This is a genomic window from Ruegeria sp. CDSA089 (assembly GCF_059612205.1).
Genome location: NZ_JBXWQD010000001.1, coordinates 244872 through 269587, shown reverse-complemented (window position 1 = coordinate 269587; position 24716 = coordinate 244872). Strand labels below are relative to the sequence as shown.

The window sequence follows — 24716 nt, the reverse complement described above, 5'->3', positions numbered from 1 at the left end:
CCCCTATTTGGGTCTGAACGAGTTTAAACCAGAAAGGATTGGCAATGCTGGTGGTCACAGGAGTGGTTGAGGTCGCGCCAGAAGGTGTTGAAAAGGCTGCAAAAGCAGCGCAGGAAATGGTGTCGGAAACGGTGCAGGAAATAGGTTGTATCGTTTATGAATTCAGCCAGATTCTGGGGCATCCCAACCTGTTTCGTGTCTACGAAGAATGGGAAAGCCAAGCCGCGCTAGAGGCGCATTTCGCCACTACGCATATGGCTGCGTTTCGGGCCGCTCTGGCCGAGGTTGGCGTGATCTCGAACAGCGTGTGCCGGATTGTGGGTGGTGAGAAACAGCCACTGAGCTAAGGTCAGCCCCACAGGTGGGGTTCTGCGAACTCCACCGAATTACCTGCCGGGTCGCGCACATAGATCGAACGCGCGCCGTTGGGCCAGTCGAACTCCGCATCAATTGGCACGTTCCAGTCCAGCAGATGTTTGCGCATCGCTTCGATCTGCGCGCGCGGCATGGACAGGCACACATGGCCCGGTCCACGCGCGCCGTGCGGCGGCACGGGCAAGTCTGGGTTCTGGGGCGGTTTCTCGGTCTCGTCCGCGTTGAACACCAGCAGAACCGAAGCGCCGACGCGATAGAATACATGCCGGTCGGCAATGCGCTGGATTTTTTCTAACTCCAGAATCTCACCATAGAACCGTTCAGCGGCGTCCAGATCATCGACATAGATCGCAGCCTCGAGAATACCGTTGGGGGTCGGGATATCTGGTGTGATCTTCATGGCGTAAGCCTATCACAAATCGCGGTTTTTGTCACCGGCGCGTGCGGCGGTCGCGTTTACGTTGTGGGGCCGCGTTGAACGCAGGTTCGGGCAAGCTGTCCCATTGGCCGGGCTGCAATCCGTCCAGTGCCCAGTCGCCGACACGAGCACGGATCAAGCGCAGGGTAGGGTGTCCAACAGCCGCCGTCATACGACGAACCTGTCGGTTCTTACCCTCGCGCAGGATCAATTCGATCCAGCAATCCGGCACCGTCTGACGTACCCGGATTGGAGGGGTGCGTGGCCATAGCCCTTCGGGTTCGTCCATCAGACGAGCCTTGGCGGGGCGCGTTACGCCGTCTTTCAACTCTACCCCGTCGCGCAGTACCTTCAGGGCGGCGGTGTCGGGCTGCCCCTCGACCTGAACCCAATATGTTTTGGACATTTTGTGTTTGGGATCTGAGATATGGGCCTGCAGACGGCCATTGTCTGTCAAAAGCATCAAGCCTTCGCTGTCCCGATCCAACCGACCGGCCGGGTAGACACCGGGTAGGTCGATGAAATCCGACAGGGTACTGCGCGGCGAGCCTTCATTGGCGCGGTCGGTGAACTGCGGCAGCACGTCAAAAGGTTTGTTGAATCGGATGAACCAGGCCATGGGCCCGCCTTAGCGTGCAGGACACAGCGGCGCAAGCTGTGGATAACCGTCACGTCTCTGTTACGGATTCGGAATAACCAATCCCGAGATATTGTGGAAACTCGGGGCTTGTCAGAGTTTTAACACGATATATAGTTAAGTTAAGGCCGGGGCGGGTGTTCCCCGCTCTGATGTCAAACGGGCAGAGCAGAGCGAGGAGCGATTCTGATATGGACGCAGACTTCAGGACCGAATTTGTCAGGGAACCCGGTGCGCTGAGGCATCATCCGGCATTGGTTTTGAACGCCGATTATCGCCCCTTGTCCTACTACCCTCTGTCGTTGTGGCCCTGGCAAGAAGCGATCAAGGCGGCCTGGCTGGATCGGGTGGATATCGTGGCCGAATATGACGAGGTCGTCCGAAGCCCCAGCACCCAAATCCGAATACCGTCGGTTGTTGTGCTGAAAGATTACGTAAAACCCAGAAAGCGCGTGGCCTTCACGCGCTTTAATTTATTTCTGAGGGATGAATTCCGCTGTCAGTATTGTGGCAGCCGGGGTGATCTGACCTTTGACCATGTGGTGCCGCGCGCCGCAGGTGGCGTGACCAGTTGGCAGAATGTTGTGGCGGCGTGCAGCCCTTGCAACCTGCGAAAGGGGTCGAAATCCTTGCGGCAGGCGGGGATGAGCTTGCGTAAACCTCCGCGTCAGCCCGATGCCGAAGCGTTGCGCAATATCGGGCGGAAATTTCCACCCAATCACCTGCATGACAGTTGGATCGACTTCCTTTACTGGGATGCGGAACTGGACGAGTTCTGACGCCACGCCGCCAGCCAGATCAGCATCAACCCGGCCGAGATCACGGCGTTCCATCCGGCCATCGACAGACCCAGCATTTGCCACGGGATATCGTCGCAGCGCACCAGCGGTGCGGTCATGATCTGATCGAACAAGTCATTGGTCGACATCCCACCGATATCGCCCGACGTGCAGCTTGTCGGACCTTCCCACCAGCCTTGCTCGACCCCCGCATGAAAGACGCCAATGGCCGAGGTGGCCAGTGCGGCGAGCGCGCCCAGCAGCGGCAGCAGTCCAAAGCGCGGCAGCGCCAAGGCCAAAGCGCCGATCACGGCAGCGGCCCCATGTGGGTAGCGCTGCCAGATGCACATTTTGCACGGTGCCAGACCGCCAAGATACTGAAAGCCCCACGCCCCCAGCAACAGCGCAGCCGACCCGCCGGCCGCACAGAAAATCAACAGAGTACGTCGTGTCATACGTATTTCACCACCAGAAAGCCGCCAAAGAGCAAAAGGATGAACAGGGTGAACATAAGACCAAGGCGCTTTTCGATGAAACCTCTGATGGGCTCGCCAAAGCCCCACAGCAGACCCGCCACCAGAAAAAACCGTAGCGCGCGGGCCAAGATCGAGGTTGCAATGAACGTGCCCAGCGGCATCCCTGTCCAACCCGACATGATGGTGATCACCTTGTATGGGAAGGGGGTCACACCTGCAGCCAGCACGGCCCAGAAGCCGAAATCGTTGAAGCGGGTGTTGAACTCCTCCATCGCGTGGCCTTTGCCCATGGATTCAAGGATGGGTGCACCGATACTTTCGTAAAAGAACGCCCCGATTGCATAGCCCAACATTCCTCCCAGAACCGAGGCGACCAATGCGACACTGGCAATCAGCCACGCGCGAGACGGGCGGGCGATGATCATGGGAATCATCAACACGTCCGGGGGGATCGGAAAGAACGAGCTTTCGATGAACGCCACAAAGGCAAGCGCCCACAGCGCGTGCCGATGTTCGGCTAGACGAAGGGTCCAGTCGTAAAGAGATCGCAGCATCAGACGCTCAAATCCTGTTTCATTCCCCGCCAGCCAAATCATGCGCTTTGTGGGGCGTCAACCTTGCAGGTGAAACAAACCTTTCGCGCGGTGTTTTTTGCCTCTGGACCTTCTGGGCCATGGGCGCTAATCCAGTGTTCGTTGCCCAAGTGGCGGAATGGTAGACGCAGGGGATTCAAAATCCCCCGATGGTAACATCGTGAGAGTTCGAGTCTCTCCTTGGGCACCACCTCCGCAAATTGTTCTGATGCCTTACCCGAACAGGGGTCATTTCTTGGGTCGAAGCACGAGCCAGATCAGAAATCCCATATAGGCAAAGACGTTCACGTTCAGAACGGTATCGATCAGGGCTTGGCTCATGAACGGGCCTCTTGCAATAGGGATTTGAACAGGCAGATCACCAGAACTGGAACGATGAAGACAAATGCGATGGCCGACAGTGCGATGATAGAGCGGACAAGTCCGATATCCCCGACCAGAATCATCGCAAGCCCCAACGCTCCGAGAATGGCACCCCAGACAGTTCGAATACGCGGCGAGGGATTCTGATCGCCGCCGGTTCCGATCATGGCAAGAGTGAAGCCGGCGCTGACGACACTGGTTACGACAAACAGGAACGCCGCCAACACGGTCGCGGCCCGCGTGATGGAATCCAAGGGGAACCGTTCCAGCAGGGCAAACGTGGTTGCGTCCAAATTCTGGGCGTTGATAACCGATAGTGCCCCGTCCTGACGCAGGGCGTCATAGAAGCCAAGGCCGCCAAAAATACCGAACCAAAGTATCGAAAACAGGGTGGGTGCTATGATCACGCCGACAAGAAATTCTCGGATCGTTCTCCCGCGCGAGATCCGGGCGATGAATATGCCGACAAAAGGCGACCACGCCAGCCACCAGATCATGTAGTTCAGTGTCCAGCTTTGGAACCAGTTTACGATGGTTTCGTCAAAAAATTCGGCCGTCGAGAATCCAGCGGGTAAAACTTCGAACAGGTAGCGGCCAAATCCGGCGACAATGTCATTCATCAAAAATGAGGTCGGGCCCAGAATCAAAAGATAAATCATCATGGCCACGGCAATCAGCATCGCCGCGTTCGACAGTTTCGCCATTCCATCTCCAAGCTCTTTTCGTAGCGGGATGATGAACGCGATACAAAGCGCAATGAACACCGGGTAGGTCAGGACCTCGGGCGTATCTATTCCGATCAGGCCAGCCACGCCGGTTTGTATCTGGAATACACCCATTGCCATTGACCCGGCCAGGCCGACCGCGATGGCGACGATGGACAGGAGGTCAAAGATCCATCCCATCGCACGAGTCCAGCGTACATCGCCCAACGCCTCGACGACGGGTGCGCTTAGCAACATTGACCCACCCCGACGATAGGCGAAATAGGCAATGACAAGCGCTACAATTCCGTAGATCGCCCATGCGTGAAAGCCCCAGTTCAGGTAGGTCACGAACATCGCATAGCTGGCGGCTTCGGCATCGTTATTGTACTGTTTGAGAACCTCGAAATGAGTCAGAGGTTCGGCTGCGCCATAAAACAACAGCCCAACACCCATTCCGGCCGCAAACAGCATCGCGATCCAGGCGGGTGTCGAGAACTCGGGCTCGGTCGCGTCGCTTCCCAGACGGATATCGCCAAAGCGTGACAGGGCAAGGAAAATAGCCACGAAAAGAAGGCCGCTGACCTCAAGCATGATGAACCAGCCGCGGCTGTTGAACTGAGTGGCCACCGCAGTTTCAGCCAATCTGCCCAACCCTTGAGGGTCAGCGAGACCCCAACCGGCAATCGCGGCACTGAGGAGCAACGCAGTAATCAAAAGCGGGCTTGGGCCGTTGTTTTCCAAGTTTTTTCACCTTCTGGTCTGTTAGGCTTAGTTAATCCCATCCCCGGCTTGAAATAAAGCATGGGACATACTGTGTCGCGCTGCGTAGCGGCCGAAAGGGGGTCGACCGTTCTACTGAGGGGAATTTTCGTCATCGGCCCTCAGATATGCGGTGCCGGGACGTTGCGCTGCGGGCGGGGGTTGACAAGCCGGGTCTCTGAATGAAACGTCGAAGCAGTTGGGAGACGTAGAAAATTCAGATGTTTGACCCTGTTGCCGGGTTGAACGGTGCAAAGCTTGTGCATGTGCCCGGCCAGGGCGCTCTGAAAATTCTCTCAAACACAATAAAAACATGGGAGTTATTCAAATGAAACACAGCAGAAAACTGGCCCTTGGCTCTGTCGTTGCCGCATTTTTGTCGCCTGCGGCTTATGCTGAGGAGTTTATCACGATTGGCACGGGTGGTGTAACGGGCGTTTATTATCCGACGGGTGGCGCGATTTGTCGTTTGGTGAACAAGGGCCGTAAGGAGCATGGGGTTCGGTGTTCGGTGGAATCGACGGGTGGGTCGGTTTACAACATCAACACCATCCGCGAGGGTGAGCTGGAGTTTGGTGTGGCGCAGTCTGACTGGCAGTACCATGCCTATAACGGCACCTCGAAGTTCGAAGATGCGGGCGCGTTTGAGAACCTGCGCGCGGTGTTCTCGGTCCATCCTGAGCCGTTCACGGTTGTGGCGCGCGCGGATGCGGGGATTTCCAGCTTTGAAGACCTCAAGGGCAAGCGCGTGAACATCGGCAACCCGGGTTCGGGTCAGCGCGGCACGATGGATGTTGTGCTTGAGGCCGTGGGCTGGACGCTGGACGATTTCGAGCTGGCCTCGGAGCTGAAAGCGGCTGAGCAGTCGGCGGCGCTGTGCGACAACCAGATCGATGCGATGATCTACACCGTGGGTCACCCGTCGGGCTCGATCCAGGAGGCGACCACTGCGTGTGATTCCGTTCTGGTGAACGTGACCGGCGAGGCGATCGATGGTCTGATCGACGGCAATTCCTACTACCGCACCGCGACCATCCCCGGTGGCATGTATCGCGGCTCGGATGGCGACACCACGACCTTTGGTGTGGGCGCGACCTTTGTGACCTCGGCGGATGTATCCGATGACGCGGTCTATGCGGTTGTCAGCTCGGTCTTTGAAAACTTTGACGATTTCAAAAAGCTGCACCCGGCATTTGCGAACCTGAAGCCCGAAGAGATGATCTCGGACGGTCTGTCGGCGCCGCTGCATCCGGGTGCCGAGAAGTACTACAAGGAAAAAGGCTGGCTGCAGTAAGCCGGACCTGATGTGGGGCGCGCCTGTGACGGGCGCGCCCCTTTTGCACCCGGGGCAACCGGGGGGACGATAAGGCCGAAACGGCCATATGACGGGGAGACGCCAGATGAGTTCCGACACACAATCCAACCGCCCGCTATCCGAGGAAGAGCTTCAGGATCTGGTGGCGTCCTCTGACGCGGGCGCGCGCAATCCGGCGGGGAATGTGGGGCTGTTTCTGGCCATCGTGGCGGTGCTGTGGTCGGTCTTTCAGGTGGTGCTGGCCTCGCCCTTGTCGAATGTGCTGCTGCCGGGCAGCGTGGTGAACAACTCGCGCCAGATCCATCTGGCCTTTGCGATCTTTCTGGCCTTTGCGGCCTATCCGGCGCTGAAATCCAGCCCGCGCAATTACATCCCCGTGCAGGATTGGATCATGGGCGTGGTGGGCGCGGTGATCGCGCTTTATGGTTATATTTTCTACGAAAAAGTCGTGAACAATGGCCTGCTGGCCGATGACGTGGACAAATGGGTGGCCCTGGCTGGGTTGCTGTTGCTGTTCGAGGCCGCGCGGCGTGCGCTTGGCCCGGCAATGGCGATCATTGCCACGATTTTCCTGGCCTATGTGTTCTTTGGCTCATCCTCCTGGGTGCCCGAGGTGATCCAGTGGAAGGGCGCCAGCCTGAAAAAGGCCATGAGCCATATGTGGATCACGTCCGAAGGTGTGTTTGGCATCGCTTTGGGTGTCTCGACCAAGTTCGTCTTCCTGTTTGTGCTGTTCGGTGCGCTTTTGGATAAGGCGGGTGCGGGCAATTACTTTATCAAGATGGCCTTTGGCGCGCTGGGTCACCTGCGCGGCGGCCCGGCCAAGGCGGCTGTGGTGGGGTCTGCGGCGACCGGGCTGATCTCGGGCTCATCCATCGCCAACGTGGTGACCACGGGTACGTTTACCATTCCGCTGATGAAGCGGGTGGGCTTTTCCAGCGAACAGGCGGGCTCGGTCGAGGTGGCCTCTTCGGTGAACGGTCAGATCATGCCGCCGGTGATGGGGGCAGCGGCCTTTTTGATGGTGGAATATGTGGGCATTTCCTATGTCGAGGTGATCACGCATGCCTTCCTGCCGGCGGCGATCTCGTACATCGCACTGGTCTATATCGTGCACTTGGAGGCGGTGAAGCGGAACATGCCGACGCTGGGCAACCGCGTGGTGTCGATGGGCCGCACGATCGGTGGCATGGCGCTGTTCTTTGTGGGCTTTGCCGGGCTGTGCTATGGCATCCAATACCCGATCAAGGCGGTGATTGCGCTGATCCCCGGTGCCTCGGGTCTGGTGCTGTCGGCGCTGGTTGTTGTGGCCTATATGATCTTGTTGAAACTGGCCTCGGGCGTCGAGGATCTCGTCCCCGATGACCCCAACGCCAAAGAGGTCGAGCTGCCGGTCATTGCCGAGATCTACAAGGCCGGTCTGCATTACCTGCTGCCGATCATCGTGCTGGTCTACTTCCTGATGATCGAGCAGAAATCGCCAGGTCTGTCGGCTTTCTGGGCCACCTCGCTGCTGTTCGTGATCCTGCTGACGCAGAAGCCGCTGAAGTCGATCTTCCGGGGTGAGAACAACACGGCCAATGCCTTCATGGCTGGCGTGGCCGACCTGTGGAACGGCCTGATCGACGGCGCGCGCAACATGATCGGCATCGCACTGGCCACCGCCACTGCAGGCGTGATTGTGGGCACCGTGACGCTGACCGGTGTGGGGCAGGTGATGGCCGATCTGGTCGAGTTCCTGTCGGGCGGCAACCTGATCGCCATGCTGGCGCTGGTGGGCCTGCTCAGCCTGATCTTAGGGATGGGCCTGCCGACCACGGCGAACTATATCGTCGTCAGCTCGCTGATGGCGGGTGTGGTCGTGGAGCTGGGCGCGCAGGACGGTCTGATCGTGCCGCTGATCGCGGTGCATCTGTTTGTGTTCTACTTCGGCATCATGGCCGATGTGACGCCGCCCGTGGGTCTGGCCAGCTTTGCCGCGGCCGCCGTGTCGGGCGGGGATGCGATCAAGACGGGCTTCACCGCCTTCTTCTATTCCTTGCGCACCGTGGCGCTGCCGTTCGTGTTCATCTTCAACACCGATCTCTTGCTGATTGATGTGGGCTGGGTGCAGGGCATTCTGGTGGCCGTGTCTGCGACCATCGCGATCCTGATCTTCACCGCCGGCACCATGGGCTGGTTCCTGACCCGCAACCGCATCTACGAAAGCGTGGCGCTGATCCTGATCGCCTTTGCGCTGTTCCGTCCGGACTTCTTCATGAACCGCATCGCGCCGCCCTTCGCGCAGATCGACCCGGCACAGCTGGAGCAAGCCGTGGGCGACGCCGCACCGGGCAGCACCCTGCGGATCGAGGTCGCGGGCCCCGATTTTGACACCGGCAACATGACCGAAACCACCGTGGTCCTGACGGTCGGCGACGAGGGTGATGGTGCGGCCCGCATCGACGCCCTTGGCCTGTTGCCGCTTGAGGAGGACGGCCTGGTCAAGCTGGATGAGCCTCTGTTCGGCACCCAGGTCTCGGACGAGCTGTCGAACTTCGACTACTACGCCGACGAGCCCGTCCGCATCACCACCGTGCAGGCCCCCCAGAACCAGCCCCCCAAAGAGCTGATCTTCATCCCCGCGCTGATCTTGCTGGGCTTCATCGCCTTCCTGCAACGCAGCCGTGCAGCCCGCACAAGCGAACAAGAGGTAACATCATGATCAAATCCGTCCTCTGTGCCGTAGATGCCGGGAAGCCCGAAACCGATGCCGAGGTCCTGCGTCAGGCCGCGCGGCTGGCAGAGCTCGACAATGCTCAGCTTGATGTTGTTACGGTGCTGCCGGATTTTGGGGAATCCTTTGTCGGCAGCTTCTTCGAGCCCGAGCATCACGAGCAAGCCGTGGCCAAAGCGCAAGAAGCGCTCGAGGCGCTGGGTCAATCGGTCCTGGGCGAAGCGCGCAACGCACAGGTACGCCATGTGGTCGCCACGGGCACGGCCTATCAGAAAATCCTGCACACGGCCAAAGAAGCAGGCAGCGACCTGATCGTCATCGGCGCACACCGGCCCGACCTCAAAGACTACCTCCTCGGCCCAAACGCAGCACGCGTCGTCAGACACTCAGAAGTCTCCGTCTACGTCGTGCGCTGATCAATAGCCGGTCATTTCAAGGTAGCCGCGCCCTGTGTGACTGCCTGATACCATGATCGGGCCTTCCCAATATTCAAATCGCGTTGCCATCCATGCTTTGGGCGTCAGGGCCGTGACTTCGACATCCACTCCGCGTTCAGGCAATTCAATGCGCCAGCGAACGGGGATGTCTCGCTCTGCGATCCGCGCGGTGTCCAGCGGGGTGAAACGGGTTGACCCGTCCCGCAACGGGGTTGTGGTGCCATCTGCGCCAATCCATGTGGCCGCCGTGAAATCTTGTTGCGTCCCGCGAAGACGGAAGGCCATCAGCTTGCCTCCGTCGTCAAAACTGAGCGAGAACCAGTCCCATCCGATCTGATCCGCGGCCAGAGGTTGCGAGGACCATTCTCGATCCAGCCAGCCCTGACCCTGCACGGCGACATTGCCTTCCGGCAGGTGCAATGTTCCCTCGACACTGTAGAAGGGCTGCGAGTAGTAGTGGCTTGCCTGTCCTTCGGCGGATTTCACGGAATATCCGTCCGCCCCGTGAAACACCAACGGGCCTTGGGCTGTCAGGCTCAGGTCATACGTGAACTCTGCGCCGCTGGCACGCAGCTGCAAGCTGTTCAGATCATCCCCTCGCATATACCAATCATCGACCCATGCCTCGAACGGCGAGGCCGTCACTCCGGCCTGACCGATGCCGCCGCGCGAGAGACGCTCGGCCAGAAAATGGTTGTCAGGCGTGGTGACGGCAGCGTGGCCCAGCCAAAGCTGTGGGTTTTGCCAGCCATCTGTTTGAAAGGGCTTCAATGCAGATCGGAACAATGTCCACTGGATACCATAGTCGCGCCCGTTTTCACCTTGCAGATTGGCCGTCAGGTACCACCACTCGATCCGGTAGTCGGGGTGAGGGCCGTGGTCAGCCGGGAATTGAAATTGATATCCGGGTTGGGGGATCGCAAAGCCCTCGGCCGATCCGCCCAGCCCCGCATAGCCTTGCGCGTGAGCCCAATTGGGTAGAAGCAGAACGGCGATCAAAAACCAAGCCCTAACGTTCATTGGCAAATACCCTCAGTAAGTCCGCAGGTGGCAGGCGCAGCAGGCGCAAGGCAGGCAGGGCGGCCGCAACAAAAGCCGCCAGAATGGTCAGCGCCAGAAGATAGGCCCAATCCACAGGGAAAAGATACATCGGCAAGCGCCAGCCAAAAGCCTCGACATTGATGACGGCCAGCAGCGCCCATGCAAGTGCAAGCCCAAGTGGCAGCGCCAGCACTGCTGTCAGTGCGGCCAACAGGATACTGCGCAGCACCTCGAGCCACGCCAGCCGATTCCGGGTTAGCCCCAGCGCCCAGACCGGCGCGATCTGGGGCAGGCGCTGGGTCCACAAGGTCAGCAGGCTGGTCAATATTGCAAACCCAGCCACACCCAGCGTCAGGACATTCAGAGCCGAGGTTACGACAAATGTCTTGTCGAACACTGCCAGCGATTGCGCCTTGATCGCCGCTTGCTGAACCACGGCGCCCGACGGCAGATCGAACCGGTCTCGCAACTCCTGCGCCAGAGCCGAGGCACGCTCGGGCGGTATGCGAATGCCGAATTGCCGTGTCTCGACCCCCGGTGCGATCATGTCCAACAGCGGCATTGCGACAATGGCCTGCCCGGTTGGGTTGCCATAATCGGAATAGACGGCGGCGATGGGCAAGGTGGTCGCCGATGTCAGCGCCAACTCGTCGCCGGGCCAGAGGTTTTGACGGCGGGCGAGTTGCTCGTTGATCAATACTGCGCGCCCCTGCATCACTTGGTCCCACGCGCCGTCGGACGTGGCGATCAGCGGCCAGTTCTCGCGATAAGTCGGATGGTCCAGAACGCCGTATAGGAACAATGGACCGCTTTCATGCGCTATTTCGGTGTTGCGAATGGGCAGGATCATATCAGCCTGAGGGGCAAGCCACTGGGCGATCTCTTGGCCCTGCGCATCGTCGGCGGCGGTCAGGTAGAGTTCCGAGGCCAAACGCTGATCGAGCCAGCCGGTAAAGGTCAGGCGGAAGCTCGACACCATCGTGCTGACGCCGATATTGGCGGCCAGTGCCAGCAGTAGGGCCATCAATGCCAGCGAAAGGCCCGGTAGTTGCGCGCGCATATCCGACCAGACCCATTGCGCGACGGGGCCGTTCGCCAGAGCCCCGAAGCCGCGTAACAGGATGGACAGAAGGAACGGCAGCAGTAGGGCCGAGCCGATCAGAAGGCCCGCGACAAGGATGAAGCCAGCCATCAATCCTCCGATCGCCAATTGCGCGCCGATACCGAGAGCAATCGCGGCAACTCCGACGAGCGCGACTACACGCCGACCCGAGGCCGCGCTGCGCCAGGCTTGAACTCCGGCCCCGGACAGCAGCGGCATGTGGGCCAGTCGATGCAGGGCGTGACCGCTGGCCAGCAAGGTACCACCCAGTGCCATGGCAAGTCCTGCCAAGGCCCATTGTGGTTGCAGGCTGATTTGCCCGCTGACCGGCGCGCCGTATAGACCGCGCAGCGTGGCGGCCACATCTGGCAACAAGGCACCAGCGATAAAGAACCCGAGCAGCAGACCCAACACGCCGCCGATCAGGGCCAGTAGGGTCAACTCGGCCAGAATGGTCCAGACCAGCCGCCGCATCGACACGCCAAGGGCGCGCACCGTGCGGATCATCGCGCGCCGTTGGGCGAAGGCCAGCCCAACCGTGCCATGAACGATGAAAAGACCCACTGCAAAGGACAAAAGCCCGAAGGCGGACAGGTTCAGATGAAAGCTGTCGGTCAATTGCGCGGTGTCCAATTGGTCCGCGGCTGGGATACGGTCGAGACCTGGCGCGACCTCTGGCAGAGGGGGCAGGTCCATCGGCTGCTGTGGCAATACGACCAGGTGGCTGATCTGGCCACGACGGTCCAGCAGGGTTTCAGCCACGCCGATATCGGTCAGGATCAAACCGGGTGGCAGGGCGTCACTGATCAGGACCGGCGGCAGAGACTGCTGGTTTTGCAACCGGTCGGCCACTGGGGGCGTTGTCAGCAAGCGACCCGGTGCGGTTAGCATATCGGCAGGGTCAGGCGGGGCAGCCCCTTCTTCGACCTGAGTAACAGCGGGCAGGGCCGGGTAAGCGACCATATCAACACCAAGCAACCGGAATCTGTTTTCTCCGATACGAACCGAGCCTTCAAGCACAGCGGCCACCTGCCAACCTGCGCGTCTGAGCGTTGCATATTGCTCAATCGGGATCGTCCCCGAGGGGTTGCGCAGCGTGTCGAAGCGGCCCAGCAGCAGTTGCTCGTTGGCGCGCTGATAGCTGGCCCGCGCCTCGGCATTGATGGCCTGAACCGCAGACCACAGGCCCGTGGCCAGCGCGATGCCGATCAGCAATGTGGCCAGTTGCAGCCGATGCGCCCGCCAATGGGACAGCAGAGCCAGCAGGACGACACGCGTCATGCCACCCGCCCACCAGACAGGTGCGCGTGATGATCCAGTCGCCCGGCAATGTCCTGTGAATGCGTGACGAGTAGTAGCGCCGCCTTGGTTTCCGCGATCAGGGACAGCATCAGGTCCAGCACCGTGGCGCTGGCGGTTTCGTCCAGATTTCCCGTCGGCTCATCCGCAAGCAGCAGCTTGGGTCGTGTTGCCATGGCGCGCCCGATGGCGACGCGTTGCTGCTGGCCTCCCGACAGGGTCTCGGGGTATCGGTCCAGTAAATCGGACAGTCCCAGTCGCGTGGCCAGATGACCGACCCATTCTGCATCCAGCCGGTTCGCAAGCCGCGCGTGAAAAGCTAGGTTCTGCGCGACGGTCAGTGAGGGGATCAGGTTGAACTGCTGAAACACCAATGCCACGCTTTCACGGCGCAAGGCCGCCCGACCGGGATCGTCCAAACCGGACAGAGCGGTCCCGTCCAGCGTGATCTCGCCCCCGTCGAACCCATCAAGCGCGCCCACAAGGTTCAAAAGCGTGCTCTTGCCGCTGCCGCTTTCGCCCGTCAGCGCCAGAGTTTGCCCGCGATCAAGGTTCAGCGTCACCCCTTGCAAAACGGGGCGACCACCCGGATAGGATTTCCGAACGTCGTCGATCTTCAGCAGCATTTCCAAGCCTCTAACGATGTCCGTCACAATGTGGACCCTTCGGCATTGGTGTCCAGACCAGAGTTGATTTCGCACCCTTTCGTCGCAGCCGGGCAGGTGGGGTTGTTCAGCCCTGTTGAACACGTCATGGTGAGGTCAAGTGGTCACAATGAGACGGGCGAGCATGACATTACCAGAGCAAATTGTCTGGGGCAGTCTTTATCTGGGGATTTGCTTCCTGATCGAGATCGTGCTGCTGACTTGGTGTACGCAGGTGATCCGAGTGCTTTCTCTGCGGTTGGAGCAGAGCAAACGGTTCTTTACCATCGCAGCACCTTTATGTACCGCGCTGGCGTTTATCGTTCTGATTCATACGTTTCAGGTCTGGCTATGGGCCGTTGTGTGGGTGCTGGGGGAAACACTGCCGGAATGGAATGAGGCGCTCTATTTCTCATTGGTGACATTCACGACACTTGGCTATGGCGATATTGTCTTGGGTGAGGGGCTGAGGATTTTCGGCGCCTTCGCCTCGGTGACAGGTCTGTTGGCGTTCGGGTTGTCGACGGCCTTCATGGTCGCCTTGATGACCCGTGTTTTTCAGGAAGAGTTGATCTCTTAAAGGATCGGCGCAAAGAGCCGCGCCAGAGGGGAGCCGAAGCGGATATAAAGGCGTTGTTCGGACAGGTCGCGGTCCAGCTCGTAGCTTTGTTCGAAATCCGCCTCCAGCATTTGGGCCACCGCATTGGCGGCGCGGCTGTCAAAAAAGAGCGCCATGGCCTCGAAATTCAGGCGGAAGGATCGGTTGTCCAAATTGGTGGTGCCGACGGCGGCCAATGTGTCATCCACGACAAAAACTTTTTGGTGCATGAACCCGTTGGTATAGCGGAAGACCCGCGCGCCACAATCGCGCACCTCGTCGAAATAGGCAAAGGCTGCCAGCCAGGGCAGGCGGTGATCCATCACTTCGGGTACCAGAATACGCACGTCTACGCCGCGCAGGGCAGCGTGCTGAAGGGCGGTCATTATGTCGATATCGGGCACGAAATAGGGTGATGCTATCCACAAACGCTCTTTCGCCTCGGTAATGGCGGCAAAGAACATCATTGAACCGGTTTCTGTTTCGTCACCGGGACCAGTTGCAACCAAAAGCGCGTTCATGTCCTGATCAGACTCCGAGCCTGCCCAGTCCAGATCGTCGATCAGGTCTTCTTCATGGGCCCAGTGCCAATCTTCGGTAAAGATCAATTGCAACTGCCGGACGATATGACCGCTCATCTTGATATGCGTATCGCGCCAGTGCCCGAAATAGTTGTCTTGCCCCAGATATTCGACGCCTACATTGTGCCCGCCGATAAACCCGGTTTCACCATCGATGATCACCGTCTTGCGGTGGTTGCGGTAGTTGAGCTGAAAGCGGTGTTGTGGTCCGCGCCGATCACTCGGGTTGGCAATCTCGACCCCGGCTTCGCGCAGTGTGTCCAGATAGGCCGTGGGCAGGCCATAGCTGCCAACAGCGTCAGTCATGAAGCGCACGCTCACGCCACGCTGGGCCGCGTCGATCAGTTTGGACTGCAACCTTTGGCCCAGCGCGTCATCGCGCACGATGTAGAACTGTATCAGGATGTAGTTCTGCGCCGCATCAATCGCCTCGAATATGGCGTCGAACGTGGCTTGCCCGTCGACCAGCAACGCGGCCCCGTTCCCGCGCGAGACGGGCAGGTGGGCAAGTGCCTCGAACGGGCGCGGGTTGATCCGCATCGTGGCCGGATCGGGTCGTGAGAAATCGGCGAATGTCTTGATCCCTTCGACCACACTTTCGCTGTGCTTGCGCGCGATGCGATAACCGCGAAACCTGTGGTGGCCCAGAAACAGATAGAGCGGGACGCCAAACACCGGGGCCGAGATCAGGAATACCACCCAGCCTACGGCCCCTTGCGGCGTGCGCGCGGTCTGCGCGGCGCGGATCGCAAAGACTGCCGCCAGCACATAAAGCGCAAAGACAAGCGCAGAAACAAGCAATGTCCACACGGGGTTATCGGCCCTCGTTCCAGTTATTTGCCCCAGTGTAGACCCGTTTGCGATCCGGGGCTATACGCGTGCTGAGATTAAAGCAACCGAGCCGCCAATTGCGCGAGGTCGGCCCGCAAGGTGTCCCGAACCTCGCCTGAATTCGGGCGGTCGCGCAGCGTTTCAAACCAATGCAGAGGTGGCCGCTTGCCCGCAGCCCTGTTCCAGCGCAGGCCGCGCAAAGTGCTTTGCGAGGTGTTGTTCAGCCGGTCCGGGATCTCGGTCCCGTTCAGCACCACCCAAACACCTGTCCAAAGTCGGGCGACTGACCACGGGTTGTATCCGCCGCCACCCAACACCAGCAGGCGTGGCGCCAAGTCGCGCAGGGCTGACACGGTGCGCCAATGGGCGTTGTTGGACAGGGTCAGGCGCGAAAGAGGGTCCTCGGCCACTGCATCGGCCCCGCATTGCAGCACAATGGCCTGAGGTCGGAACGACGCTGTGGCGGGCAGGATCAACTGGTCGAGGATCGTATAGAACTCATCATCATTCAGCCCGCGTTCGACGGGCAGATTGAAGGCGGCATCGCCCGCCGTGTCCGTCAAAGCGCCGGTAAAGGGCCAGCGGCGCGTTTCGTGGACCGAGATCATGCGGACTTTGGTCGACCCTGCAAATGCGCTTTCAACCCCGTCGCAGTGATGGGCGTCAATATCCACGTAGACGATCCGATCCAGCCCGGATTTCAACAAGGTCAGTATCGCCAGAACCGGATCGTTCAGATAGCAAAACCCATTGGCGCGGTCCGAAAGCCCATGATGCGTGCCGCCTGCGGGGCTGAAAACGATGCCGCCCTCGCGCAGCAGTTCGGCACCCAGCATCGACCCTCCGGCGGCGGTGGCGGGACGGCGGTACATCTCGGCAAAAACAGGGTTTGACAAAGTTCCCAGCCCGTATCGGCTGCGGGTGTCATTCGAGACGGCCTGCTCGGCCTCGGCCTGTTGCAGCGCGGTGATGTAGTCCGGCGTATGAAATGCGTGCAGGGCAGAGGGTTTTGCGCAAGGACTGACACGGTAGTTCTGCTGGTTCAGCCAGCCTTGCGCGCGACACAGGTCGATGACCGTCGACACACGCGGAATCGCCAGCGGATGCTGTGTGCCGTAGGTGGAGTTCCGATAGATCTCTGACCCGATGAACACAGGCTGCATGGTTCACCCTGCGCGCGGGTCTTCGCCCAAGCTTCCATCCAGCGACATCATGATCGCAATCGGCCTGAGCGCTGGGATATGGCTGAACACGATCAGAATGCAGACGGTCAGCGGCACGCTGAGGAACGCGCCAATCATGCCCCAGACCGTGGTCCAGAAGGTCAGTGCCAGAATGACAAGGAAGGTCGACATGTTCAGCGATCGCCCCAGCATGGCCGGGTCCACGAAATTGCCGATCAGGAATTGGATTGTGCCGCACCCCAGCACGATGATCAAAAACGGACCGATGCTTTCAAATTGAACCAGCGCGATCATGGCCGGGAAAATGACCGCAATGATCGAGCCGATCGAGGGGATGAAATTCAGCGCGAAGGTCAGGACGGCCCAGGTCTCGGCATATTCCAGCCCGAGAACGCGGAAGATCGAATAGCTGATCCCGGCCGTGACCAGGCTGATAAAGGTCTTTACCCCCACATACCGTTGCAGACTAAACGAAATGGCATCCAGCACCGCCGCGAAGTCTGCTCCGGTTTGAGGGTTCCCCGCAACCAGTTGTATTTTCTTGCGAAACGCCAACCGCTCGGCCATCAGGAACGCAACATAGAGGCTGATCAGAAAGAACTGATTCAGCAACGAGGTAGCGCTGCCCAGCATTACGCGCGCGACATAGGACATGTCGATGCTGATCAGATTGTCACGGATAAAGCTTGTAACGTCATTGCCCACCAGCCCCGCGATCCGGTTCACGGCGCTGTCGAACTGATCTTCGTAGGTGTTGATCGAGCGGGCAAACTGTGTCGCCTGACTGCCCAGAATATACATGATCATGAACAAACCGGCCAAAACAACGATAACACCGGCGATGTTGGCCACCCAGACCGGCACGCGCGTGATGGAGATGACACGATCGCTGACCGCGATGATTAGAACGTTGATCAGCAAGGCCATGGTCAGCGGGATCAGAAAGGCGGACCCAGCATAAAGGCCCAGCACCACCAGCGTGGCGACTATCGCGGTGTCACGCACGACCGACAGGCGCAGTCGCGGTCGTGTCACATGTGGGTCCTGATCCAAAGGCATCGTTTTGTCTGTTGCCATTCTAGCTGTCTTGAGAAGCCGATTTACTGCCCTGATCCTGCACAGCCGAGCAGGATTATGCAATGCGCGCAAGCGTTTGGGCGTATTAATTTGCATTGAACCGGGTTTTGACGGTTCTGTGATCCAGCGCGCCGCGTTAAGATTTGGACATGAGCGCCAATATGATTCCTTCCGCAAACCGACCCCTTCAGGCGCTATGGCTGGCCTTTGGCCGGTTCAGTGCCAAAAACGGAATGGTCATGAGCAGCCATGTTGCCATGTCCCTGATGCTGGCCCTGTTTCCCTTCGTCCTGTTCACAGTCGCCTTGGCGGGGACACTGTCGCAAGACTATGTCACCAATGAGTTGATCGAGCTGATTTTCGGCGCCTGGCCCAAAGATGTCGCCGATCCGATCGTGGCCGAGCTGAGAGCAGTTTTGCAGGCTTCGAACTCCAGCGTAATAACGCTGGGGGGGCTGTTGGCAGTGTTTTTCGCCTCGAACGGGGTGATGGCAGTGCGGGCGGCGATGAATCAGGCTTATCATGATCAAGACAGTTGGCCGTTTTGGAAAACCCGCCTTTACTGTCTTGGACTGGTGATTGCCGGAGGAGCGACCGTTCTTGCGATTGCTGCAGTCGAGGTTGTCTTGCCCGTATATACAAGGCTTGTGTCCGAAAAAACGGATGTGAACGTGTCCAATTGGCTGTCCGTGGATCGGCTGCGCTGGACCTTTACAGTGGCGGTCCCAGCGGGGCTTGTGATGCTGGCCCATCTTCTGCTGCCGACACGGCGCCACAAGCTGACGCAAATCCTGCCCGGCGTGGCGTTGACGCTTGCGCTCTGGGCGGCGGGCGGGTGGGGCTTCTCGATCTATATCGGGCAGTTCGCCTCGTACAACGCGACCTATGCGGGGCTGGCCGGAGTGATGGCGGCACTGATTTTCCTGTACCTCTGCGCGGCCATGCTGATTTTGGGGGCCGAGTTCAACGGGGCGTTGATGGATCTGGGCGAGGCGGCGGACTAGCTTCACCACATCCCGGCGCTGTGCTGCCTTGTTTGGGTCATTTTCCCGGCAAACTCTGCGTGTACCGGTACAGACAAGGTCAAAACCCGTCTGTGTTAAAAGGTGCCCAATGTCAGATAAACCGGTTCACACGTCGCAACTGCAACGCCCGCTGTCGCTGGCACAGCGGATCGAAGATTTACGGACCCGCAAGCCGGAATACCTCAACCATGGGGACGCGCTTTTGATGCAAGGGATTGCCACCGCGTCGTTGCGCCAGCAGGTTCTGGCAGGAGACTTCCTGTCGATGGAAGATTAAGTTTCACCGCGAAACCCTGTCGCCACAACGAATTTTTCCGAACTGTCGGACCGCGAGGCAGGCGGTTTCACGTTGGCGACCTTGGTGAATTTCTGCTTAAGCAGCTTTTGCAAATCGCCCTCGGCCCCTCCGGCCAGAACCTTCGCGACAAATGTGCCGCCTTCTTCCAGCACATCAAAGGCGAAGTAAGCGGCGGTTTCACACAGTGCCATGATGCGCAAATGGTCGGTTTGCTTGTGCCCGGATGAGGCAGCGGCCATGTCCGACATCACCACATCAGCCTTGCCGCCCAACCACTCTTTAACCTTCTCGTCGGCATCGTCTTCCATGAAGTCCAGCACATGCGCGGTCGCGCCCGCCACAGGCTCGACCTCTTGCAAGTCCACACCCAGCACTGTCCCGATCCGCTTGCCGCTTTTTTCGCCCAGCGCGTTCACCCGTTTGACGGCGACCTGCAACCAGCCTCCGGGCGCACAGCCCAGATCCACGACGCGCGCGCCGGGAACCAGAAAGCGGAATTTATCGTCCAGTTCCAATATCTTGAATGCTGCACGCCCCCGGTATCCCTCGGCCTGTGCGCGTTTGACATAGGGGTCGTTCAATTGCCGTTCCAGCCAGCGGGTCGAGCTGAGTTTGCGCCCACGCGCCGTCTTGACCTTAACCTTCAGGTCGCGTTGCCCGCGGCCCGAGTTGCTTTTTCCAGTCGGTGTCTTCGCCATCAGAACGGTCCGTCTTCCAATACGCCGTCCGCGCTCATCTGCGCATAAAGCAGTCCTTCACGCAGCCCCCGGTCCGCCACGGAAAGGCGGTCGGTGGGCCAGCAGCGCAAGAGGGCCTGCAAAATGGCCGAGCCGGACATGATCAGGGCCTGCCGGTCGTCGCCAATGCGCGGGTCCCGGCGCCGTCCCTGAGGGCCGAGTTCTAGATACCCTCGTATCACTTTGTCAATCTGATCGCTGGTCATGCGCAAACCGTCTACCTTGGTCCGGTCATAGCGCTTCAACCCCAGATGTGAGGCAGCAACGGTTGTCACCGTCCCGCTGGTGCCAACGATCTGGAACCCTTCGCGGGCCTGTTCGTCCTTGTAAGGCGCAAAATCGGCGAGGTTCTCTTCAAAAAACCAGCTCATCAGAGCAAAGCGGGCTGAATCGTCCTCAACATCGTTGAACTGATCACGCAGCGTTGCCACACCCAGCGGAACGCTGATCCAATCCACCACCTTGGCCGCAGGGAACGGGCTTTCGACCGGGTGAAACCCATGATGCAACCGCATGATCGCGGCTGGCCGGTCACGGCGCGCAATGGATGAGATATCGATCCACACCAATTCGGTCGAGCCGCCGCCGATATCGACCACCAGCAACTGTTCAGTCTTGGTCGACACGAGCGGCGCGCATGAGATCACGGCCAGGCGTGCCTCTTCCTCGGGCTGGATGATCTCAAGCGTCAGGCCGGTTTCGCGCTTTACCTGACGGATGAAATCACGCGCGTTCTTGGCGCGGCGGCAGGCCTCGGTCGCGACAAGGCGCATCCGTTTGACTTTATTGCGTTTCAGCTTCTGCTGGCAGATGCGCAAAGCCTGAATGGTGCGCGCCATCGAGGACCGAGACAGCCGTCCGGTCCGTTCGAGCCCCGCACCCAACTGCACGGATTTCGAGAAACTGTCGACCACATGAAAGCCGCTGCCCTTGGGCTGGGCAATCAACATGCGACAACTATTTGTACCCAGATCCAGCGCCGCATACAGCGCATCGGGATCGGGCCTTGCCGGCGCGGGGCTTTCGACCGCCTTCGGGAACGCGCCCGCACCTTTGGGACGCTTGGGCGCCATCTTCAACGCCCTCCGATTTTCGAGTTACCCCGACCATAGGTCGCGCGTTCTTGTCGCGCAAGACGCTCATTATTGTGATGAGGATTTTGATATGCGCGTTTGATGCCGAATTCGTTACAACCCCGGTATCCCGTCGTAGGCAAAACGTCGTTTGAAATGCGCCTTGTGTCGAAAACCGACCGACCTGCGACCATATAGATGTTTAGAACCGGTCCATCTGGTTAGGAGGAATCATACGCGATGCCTGACGTCACCATCGTTTACTGGCGCGACATCCCTGCTCAAGTCATCGTCGGCAAAGGCCGTCGAGGTGCCAAGCGGCAGTTGGAGGAGCGGTTCGAACAAGCCATCGACCGAGCGGCGATGAAGGTGAATGCCAAGGACAGCGATGCCTATCTGGCCGAATGGCGCAAAGCAGTTCCTTTCGCGGTCGAGGGCGAGCCCTCGGAGATCGCCGAAGCCGAAGCAGCGCGTCTGGAAGCGGAATATGATCAGGACCGTATCAAAGCTCTGATCGCAAATGACGGTTGGGCATGAGCCCGAAATCTATATGGGAGGCCGCTATGGCTTTGCTGAACTTCAAAAAACGTGATGCCGCCGAAAACGGCCCTGTGAACCCGACCGTCGAAGCCTTTTTGCAGGGCTATTCGATCGAGGTGATGCCGCGCACCGCCGAAAAGGTCGAAGATTTCCGCGCGCTGCTGCCTGAAGGCACTCGCGTCTACATCGCCCATATCGAGGGCACGCCCATCGAGGACATGGTCAAGACCGCCAAGCGCATCGCTGCCGAGGGCTATCCGGTGATGCCGCACTTCCCCGCGCGGATCATCAAGGACGCCGGGACGCTGGAAAACTGGATTTCGATGTATCAGGGCGAAGCGGGCGTTGAGCAGGCGCTTCTGCTGGCCGGTGGTGTCGAGAAACCCCATGGCGATTTCCACAGCTCGATGCAGCTGATGGAGACCGGTCTGTTCGACAAGGCAGGCTTCAAGCGTCTGCACGTGGCAGGCCACCCCGAGGGCAATAAGGATATTGACCCGGACGGTTCGACCAAGAACGTGGAAGACGCGCTGCGCTGGAAACAGAAATTCAGCGAAACCACCGACGCCGAAATGGCGTTGGCCACTCAGTTCGCCTTTGACGCCAAACCGATCATCGCTTGGGCCGACAGCCTGAAAGAGGCAGGGATCGATTTGCCGATCCATATCGGTATCGCGGGTCCGGCCAAGCTGCAGACCCTGATCAAATTCGCCATCGCCTGCGGTGTTGGCCCCTCGCTGAAGGTTCTGCAAAAGCGCGCCATGGACGTGTCCAAGCTGCTGCTGCCCTACGAGCCCAACGATGTTCTGACCGAGTTGGCCAACCACAAGGCCGCCAACCCGGACTTCAACATCACCAACGTGCATTTCTTCCCACTTGGCGGTATCAAAACCAACGCCACCTGGGCCATCAACAACGGCGGCGCTTCGGCAAAGCCTGCAAACTCCTAAGGAACGGACATGACCCGTACTGTCGTCGAATCAAAAACAAAAACCGCCGTTCTGGGCTTTGACGAACCGTTCTGCGTGATCGGTGAACGGATCAACCCCACGGGCCGCAAGAAACTGGCTGCGGAACTGGAAGCGGGCGATTTCTCGACTGTTGAGAAAGACGCGCTGGCACAGGTTGCGGCAGGCGCGACCGTTCTGGATATCAACGCGGGTGTTGTCTACAACTCGAACCCCAACCCGAACGAGACCGAGCCGCCGCTGATGACCAAGATCGTCGAGTTGGTGCAGGGTCTGGTCGACGTACCGCTGTGCATCGACAGCTCGGTTCCTGGTGCTCTGGAAGCCGGTCTTGAGGCGGCTGAAGGTCGTCCACTGCTGAACTCGGTCACCGGTGAAGAAGAGCGCCTGGAGCTGGTTCTGCCGCTGGTCAAGAAATACAACGTGCCGGTTGTGGCGATCTCGAATGACGATACCGGGATTTCCGAAGACCCCGATGTACGGTTCGACGTGGCCAAGAAGATCGTGGAACGTGCAGCCGATTTCGGCATTCCGGCGCATGACATCGTGGTTGACCCGCTGGTCATGCCCATCGGCGCGATGGCAACCGCTGGCCAGCAGGTTTTTGCGCTTGTCCGTCGTTTGCGTGAAGAGCTGGGCGTGAATACCACTTGCGGCGCGTCCAATATCTCGTTCGGCCTGCCGAACCGCCACGGCATCAACAACGCCTTCCTGCCGATGGCGATGGGCGCAGGCATGACCTCTGCGATCATGAACCCGGTCGCGCTGCCCGTTGGTCCCAAGAAGCTGGCTGAAAAGAAGGCCGAAGTAGAAGCCAAAGGTATCATTCTGCCTGCGGATATGGATGATGAGACTTTCTGCCAACTGTTCGGTCTGGGCTCGACCCAGCCGCGTGCCGGCAAGGAAATGGAGGCTATCCGCGCCGCTAACCTGCTGACCAACAATGACCCCCATGGCGGGGCATGGATCAAGTTCAACAAATCACCTGAAGAAGCCGCAGCAGCCGGTGCTGCAGGCGGTCGTCGCGGCGGTGGCCGTCGTCGTCGCGCCTGATCCGTCGGCAAGAAAGAACAGAAGGCCGGGCCAACTGCCCGGCCTTTTTTGTTCTGGATTTTCTTGTCCTTTGGTGAAGGTTGCGACTTGTGTTTGGGAAAGCGGCAATGCTATCCCCAACCCCGCGGCGGGTATGATGTAATGGTAGCCTGTCAGCTTCCCAAGCTGAACGCGCGGGTTCGATTCCCGCTACCCGCTCCAGTTTTCCCAGATCAGATCACGCGGCCCGGCGCGCCTGAAACAGGTTGATGATTGCCGGGATTTCGATGCCGTTTTCGGTGTCGAATTGCTCAAGGTTTTTGGCAACGTCGGCTTCAATGGCCGCTACATCCTCGTCGGTTCCATTGAAATGGCCGATCACACGGGCCGCCGGTCCAACTCGCGTACACAGCGCAGCGGTGCCTGGCACACCGTTGAAACCAGGCAAGGACAATGGCACGGGGTCTGCCTTGATGTCGGTCAGTCCAGCGTCGTTCATCATCCCGGCGACATAGTCCAGATCGTGAAAGGCAAGCGGTCCGGGGGCAAATCGGCCATATTTGGGCGGATTGCCCAGCCGCGCCGTGGCAGAGACGTGAGGAATCTTGAACCAAGGATTGCCTGCAAGGGGCCCCCATGCGGCAAAAGTCATCTGTCCACCGGGTTTCAGCGCGCTTGCGATATTGCGGAATGCTGCAATCGTGTCCTGAAAGAACATGACCCCGAACCTCGAAATCGCAGCATCGAACTCGCCTTCCGCAAAAGCCTGTGTCTGGGCGTCAGCGTAAAGAAAACTCATATTTGTCAGGTTTTCAGCGCGCGCGCGTTCCTGAGCGCGGTCCAGAAAGGCCTGAGAGATGTCTGCGCTTTGGACATGACCCGAACCGCCGACACGCTTCGCCGCTGCAAGCGAACTGACGCCGGTGCCACATCCGATATCCAATACCCGCATACCTTCGACAATATTGGCGCGGCTTAGAACAAGGTCCAGCACTGGGGTGAATACGTGATCCAACTGATCCTCGTATGTCAGCCATTTCACGCCCGACAGCGACTTGCCCCAATACTCAGCCTGTTCTTCGTTCGGTGTGTGCATTGGGGCCTCCGTCGT

The 24716-nt window shown here is 59.3% G+C and carries 25 protein-coding genes and 2 tRNA genes; 13 read left to right on the top strand and 14 right to left on the bottom strand.

Annotated elements, in window-relative coordinates; all coding sequences use genetic code 11:
- Positions 1-44 precede the first annotated feature (44 nt).
- A complete protein-coding gene (locus AC2FJ6_RS01385) occupies positions 45-347 on the top strand; it encodes a putative quinol monooxygenase (protein ID WP_170774183.1) in 303 nt (100 codons plus the stop codon).
- A gap of 2 nt (positions 348-349) precedes the next feature.
- Here the strand turns inward: AC2FJ6_RS01385 and AC2FJ6_RS01380 are convergent, their stop codons facing one another.
- Both AC2FJ6_RS01380 and AC2FJ6_RS01375 read right to left on the bottom strand, forming a co-directional pair.
- Positions 350-775 carry a VOC family protein gene (locus AC2FJ6_RS01380; RefSeq protein WP_170774181.1) on the bottom strand — a complete coding sequence of 142 codons (426 nt, stop codon included), beginning with the start codon at positions 773-775 and terminating at the stop codon, positions 350-352.
- A 31-nt stretch (positions 776-806) separates the two neighbouring features.
- Positions 807-1412, bottom strand: a complete 606-nt coding sequence (locus tag AC2FJ6_RS01375) for a pseudouridine synthase (protein ID WP_496668263.1) — start codon at positions 1410-1412, stop codon at positions 807-809.
- A 209-nt stretch (positions 1413-1621) separates the two neighbouring features.
- Here AC2FJ6_RS01375 and AC2FJ6_RS01370 point away from each other — a divergent pair, with 209 nt between their 5' ends.
- Positions 1622-2209 carry an HNH endonuclease gene (locus AC2FJ6_RS01370; RefSeq protein ID WP_170774178.1) on the top strand — a complete coding sequence of 196 codons (588 nt, stop codon included), beginning with the start codon at positions 1622-1624 and terminating at the stop codon, positions 2207-2209.
- On the opposite strand, the gene AC2FJ6_RS01365 is transcribed toward AC2FJ6_RS01370, so the two are convergent.
- Both AC2FJ6_RS01365 and AC2FJ6_RS01360 read right to left on the bottom strand, forming a co-directional pair.
- On the bottom strand, positions 2179-2664 hold the full coding sequence (locus AC2FJ6_RS01365; protein ID WP_496668261.1) for a disulfide bond formation protein B: 486 nt from the start codon (positions 2662-2664) through the stop codon (positions 2179-2181). The two genes, AC2FJ6_RS01370 and AC2FJ6_RS01365, sit on opposite strands and share 31 nt — an antisense overlap.
- The gene (locus tag AC2FJ6_RS01360) at positions 2661-3239 is read right to left on the bottom strand and encodes a YqaA family protein (protein WP_496668259.1); all 579 of its coding nucleotides are present in this window, start codon (positions 3237-3239) and stop codon (positions 2661-2663) included. The genes AC2FJ6_RS01365 and AC2FJ6_RS01360 overlap by 4 nt, the downstream gene beginning before the upstream one ends.
- A 143-nt stretch (positions 3240-3382) precedes the next feature.
- Between AC2FJ6_RS01360 and AC2FJ6_RS01355 the strand changes: the two genes are divergently transcribed.
- Positions 3383-3468, top strand: a tRNA-Leu gene (locus tag AC2FJ6_RS01355).
- A gap of 127 nt (positions 3469-3595) precedes the next feature.
- Here AC2FJ6_RS01355 and AC2FJ6_RS01350 read toward each other — a convergent pair.
- Entirely contained in the window at positions 3596-5089 is a 1494-nt protein-coding gene (locus AC2FJ6_RS01350) for a BCCT family transporter (RefSeq protein WP_496668257.1), read from the bottom strand.
- A 346-nt stretch (positions 5090-5435) separates the two neighbouring features.
- On the opposite strand from AC2FJ6_RS01350, the gene AC2FJ6_RS01345 reads away from it, so the two are divergent.
- The 3 genes from AC2FJ6_RS01345 (at position 5436) to AC2FJ6_RS01335 (ending at position 9554) form a co-directional block, all read left to right on the top strand.
- Positions 5436-6401, top strand: a complete 966-nt coding sequence (locus AC2FJ6_RS01345) for a TAXI family TRAP transporter solute-binding subunit (protein ID WP_170782437.1) — start codon at positions 5436-5438, stop codon at positions 6399-6401.
- A gap of 106 nt (positions 6402-6507) precedes the next feature.
- A complete protein-coding gene (locus tag AC2FJ6_RS01340; protein WP_496668255.1) occupies positions 6508-9126 on the top strand; it encodes a TRAP transporter permease in 2619 nt (872 codons plus the stop codon).
- Entirely contained in the window at positions 9123-9554 is a 432-nt protein-coding gene (locus tag AC2FJ6_RS01335; RefSeq protein ID WP_170775899.1) for a universal stress protein, read from the top strand. Before AC2FJ6_RS01340 ends, AC2FJ6_RS01335 begins: the two co-directional genes overlap by 4 nt.
- Here AC2FJ6_RS01335 and AC2FJ6_RS01330 read toward each other — a convergent pair whose 3' ends face one another.
- From AC2FJ6_RS01330 to AC2FJ6_RS01320, 3 genes are read right to left on the bottom strand one after another with little or no spacing between them, the layout of a single operon-like run.
- Positions 9555-10595, bottom strand: coding sequence for a lipocalin-like domain-containing protein (locus AC2FJ6_RS01330; protein ID WP_170769815.1), 1041 nt, complete (start codon positions 10593-10595; stop codon positions 9555-9557). It abuts the gene before it with no gap.
- Positions 10585-12999 carry an FtsX-like permease family protein gene (locus tag AC2FJ6_RS01325; RefSeq protein WP_170769814.1) on the bottom strand — a complete coding sequence of 805 codons (2415 nt, stop codon included), beginning with the start codon at positions 12997-12999 and terminating at the stop codon, positions 10585-10587. The genes AC2FJ6_RS01330 and AC2FJ6_RS01325 overlap by 11 nt, the downstream gene beginning before the upstream one ends.
- Positions 12996-13643 (bottom strand): ABC transporter ATP-binding protein, encoded by a 648-nt coding sequence (locus AC2FJ6_RS01320; protein ID WP_170769813.1) that lies wholly within the window; start codon positions 13641-13643, stop codon positions 12996-12998. The genes AC2FJ6_RS01325 and AC2FJ6_RS01320 overlap by 4 nt, the downstream gene beginning before the upstream one ends.
- Before the next feature lie 163 nt (positions 13644-13806).
- Here AC2FJ6_RS01320 and AC2FJ6_RS01315 point away from each other — a divergent pair, with 163 nt between their 5' ends.
- Complete coding sequence (locus AC2FJ6_RS01315) at positions 13807-14241, top strand: ion channel (RefSeq protein WP_170769812.1); 435 nt, start codon at positions 13807-13809, stop codon at positions 14239-14241.
- On the opposite strand, the gene cls is transcribed toward AC2FJ6_RS01315, so the two are convergent.
- The 3 genes from cls to AC2FJ6_RS01300 all read right to left on the bottom strand — a co-directional run bounded on the left by cls (position 14238) and on the right by AC2FJ6_RS01300 (position 17932).
- A complete protein-coding gene (gene cls / locus AC2FJ6_RS01310; RefSeq protein WP_496668253.1) occupies positions 14238-15650 on the bottom strand; it encodes a cardiolipin synthase in 1413 nt (470 codons plus the stop codon). The genes AC2FJ6_RS01315 and cls overlap by 4 nt on opposite strands.
- A gap of 77 nt (positions 15651-15727) precedes the next feature.
- Positions 15728-16834, bottom strand: a complete 1107-nt coding sequence (locus AC2FJ6_RS01305) for an acetoin utilization protein AcuC (protein WP_496668251.1) — start codon at positions 16832-16834, stop codon at positions 15728-15730.
- 3 nt (positions 16835-16837) lie between these two features.
- Positions 16838-17932 (bottom strand): AI-2E family transporter, encoded by a 1095-nt coding sequence (locus tag AC2FJ6_RS01300; RefSeq protein WP_237215588.1) that lies wholly within the window; start codon positions 17930-17932, stop codon positions 16838-16840.
- Between the two features lie 149 nt (positions 17933-18081).
- Here AC2FJ6_RS01300 and AC2FJ6_RS01295 point away from each other — a divergent pair, with 149 nt between their 5' ends.
- Complete coding sequence (locus tag AC2FJ6_RS01295) at positions 18082-18936, top strand: YihY/virulence factor BrkB family protein (protein ID WP_170769809.1); 855 nt, start codon at positions 18082-18084, stop codon at positions 18934-18936.
- 109 nt (positions 18937-19045) lie between these two features.
- Positions 19046-19234, top strand: coding sequence for a hypothetical protein (locus AC2FJ6_RS01290; RefSeq protein WP_170769808.1), 189 nt, complete (start codon positions 19046-19048; stop codon positions 19232-19234).
- Here AC2FJ6_RS01290 and AC2FJ6_RS01285 read toward each other — a convergent pair.
- Positions 19231-19953: an RlmE family RNA methyltransferase gene (locus tag AC2FJ6_RS01285; RefSeq protein WP_170769807.1), complete on the bottom strand. Its 723-nt coding sequence runs from the start codon at positions 19951-19953 to the stop codon at positions 19231-19233. The two genes, AC2FJ6_RS01290 and AC2FJ6_RS01285, sit on opposite strands and share 4 nt — an antisense overlap.
- Positions 19953-21065: a Ppx/GppA phosphatase family protein gene (locus AC2FJ6_RS01280; protein WP_170769806.1), complete on the bottom strand. Its 1113-nt coding sequence runs from the start codon at positions 21063-21065 to the stop codon at positions 19953-19955. The genes AC2FJ6_RS01285 and AC2FJ6_RS01280 overlap by 1 nt, the downstream gene beginning before the upstream one ends.
- A gap of 240 nt (positions 21066-21305) precedes the next feature.
- Between AC2FJ6_RS01280 and AC2FJ6_RS01275 the strand changes: the two genes are divergently transcribed.
- From AC2FJ6_RS01275 to AC2FJ6_RS01260, 4 genes are all read left to right on the top strand, one after another.
- Entirely contained in the window at positions 21306-21602 is a 297-nt protein-coding gene (locus tag AC2FJ6_RS01275) for a virulence factor (RefSeq protein WP_480873925.1), read from the top strand.
- Positions 21603-21628: 26 nt separating this feature from the next.
- On the top strand, positions 21629-22555 hold the full coding sequence (locus tag AC2FJ6_RS01270; protein ID WP_480873922.1) for a methylenetetrahydrofolate reductase: 927 nt from the start codon (positions 21629-21631) through the stop codon (positions 22553-22555).
- A 9-nt stretch (positions 22556-22564) separates the two neighbouring features.
- Positions 22565-23626, top strand: coding sequence for a methyltetrahydrofolate cobalamin methyltransferase (locus tag AC2FJ6_RS01265; protein ID WP_170769803.1), 1062 nt, complete (start codon positions 22565-22567; stop codon positions 23624-23626).
- Positions 23627-23753: 127 nt separating this feature from the next.
- Positions 23754-23827: transfer RNA gene (locus tag AC2FJ6_RS01260), tRNA-Gly, on the top strand.
- Between the two features lie 16 nt (positions 23828-23843).
- Here the strand turns inward: AC2FJ6_RS01260 and AC2FJ6_RS01255 are convergent.
- Positions 23844-24701 carry a class I SAM-dependent methyltransferase gene (locus tag AC2FJ6_RS01255; RefSeq protein WP_170769802.1) on the bottom strand — a complete coding sequence of 286 codons (858 nt, stop codon included), beginning with the start codon at positions 24699-24701 and terminating at the stop codon, positions 23844-23846.
- Positions 24702-24716 lie beyond the last annotated feature (15 nt).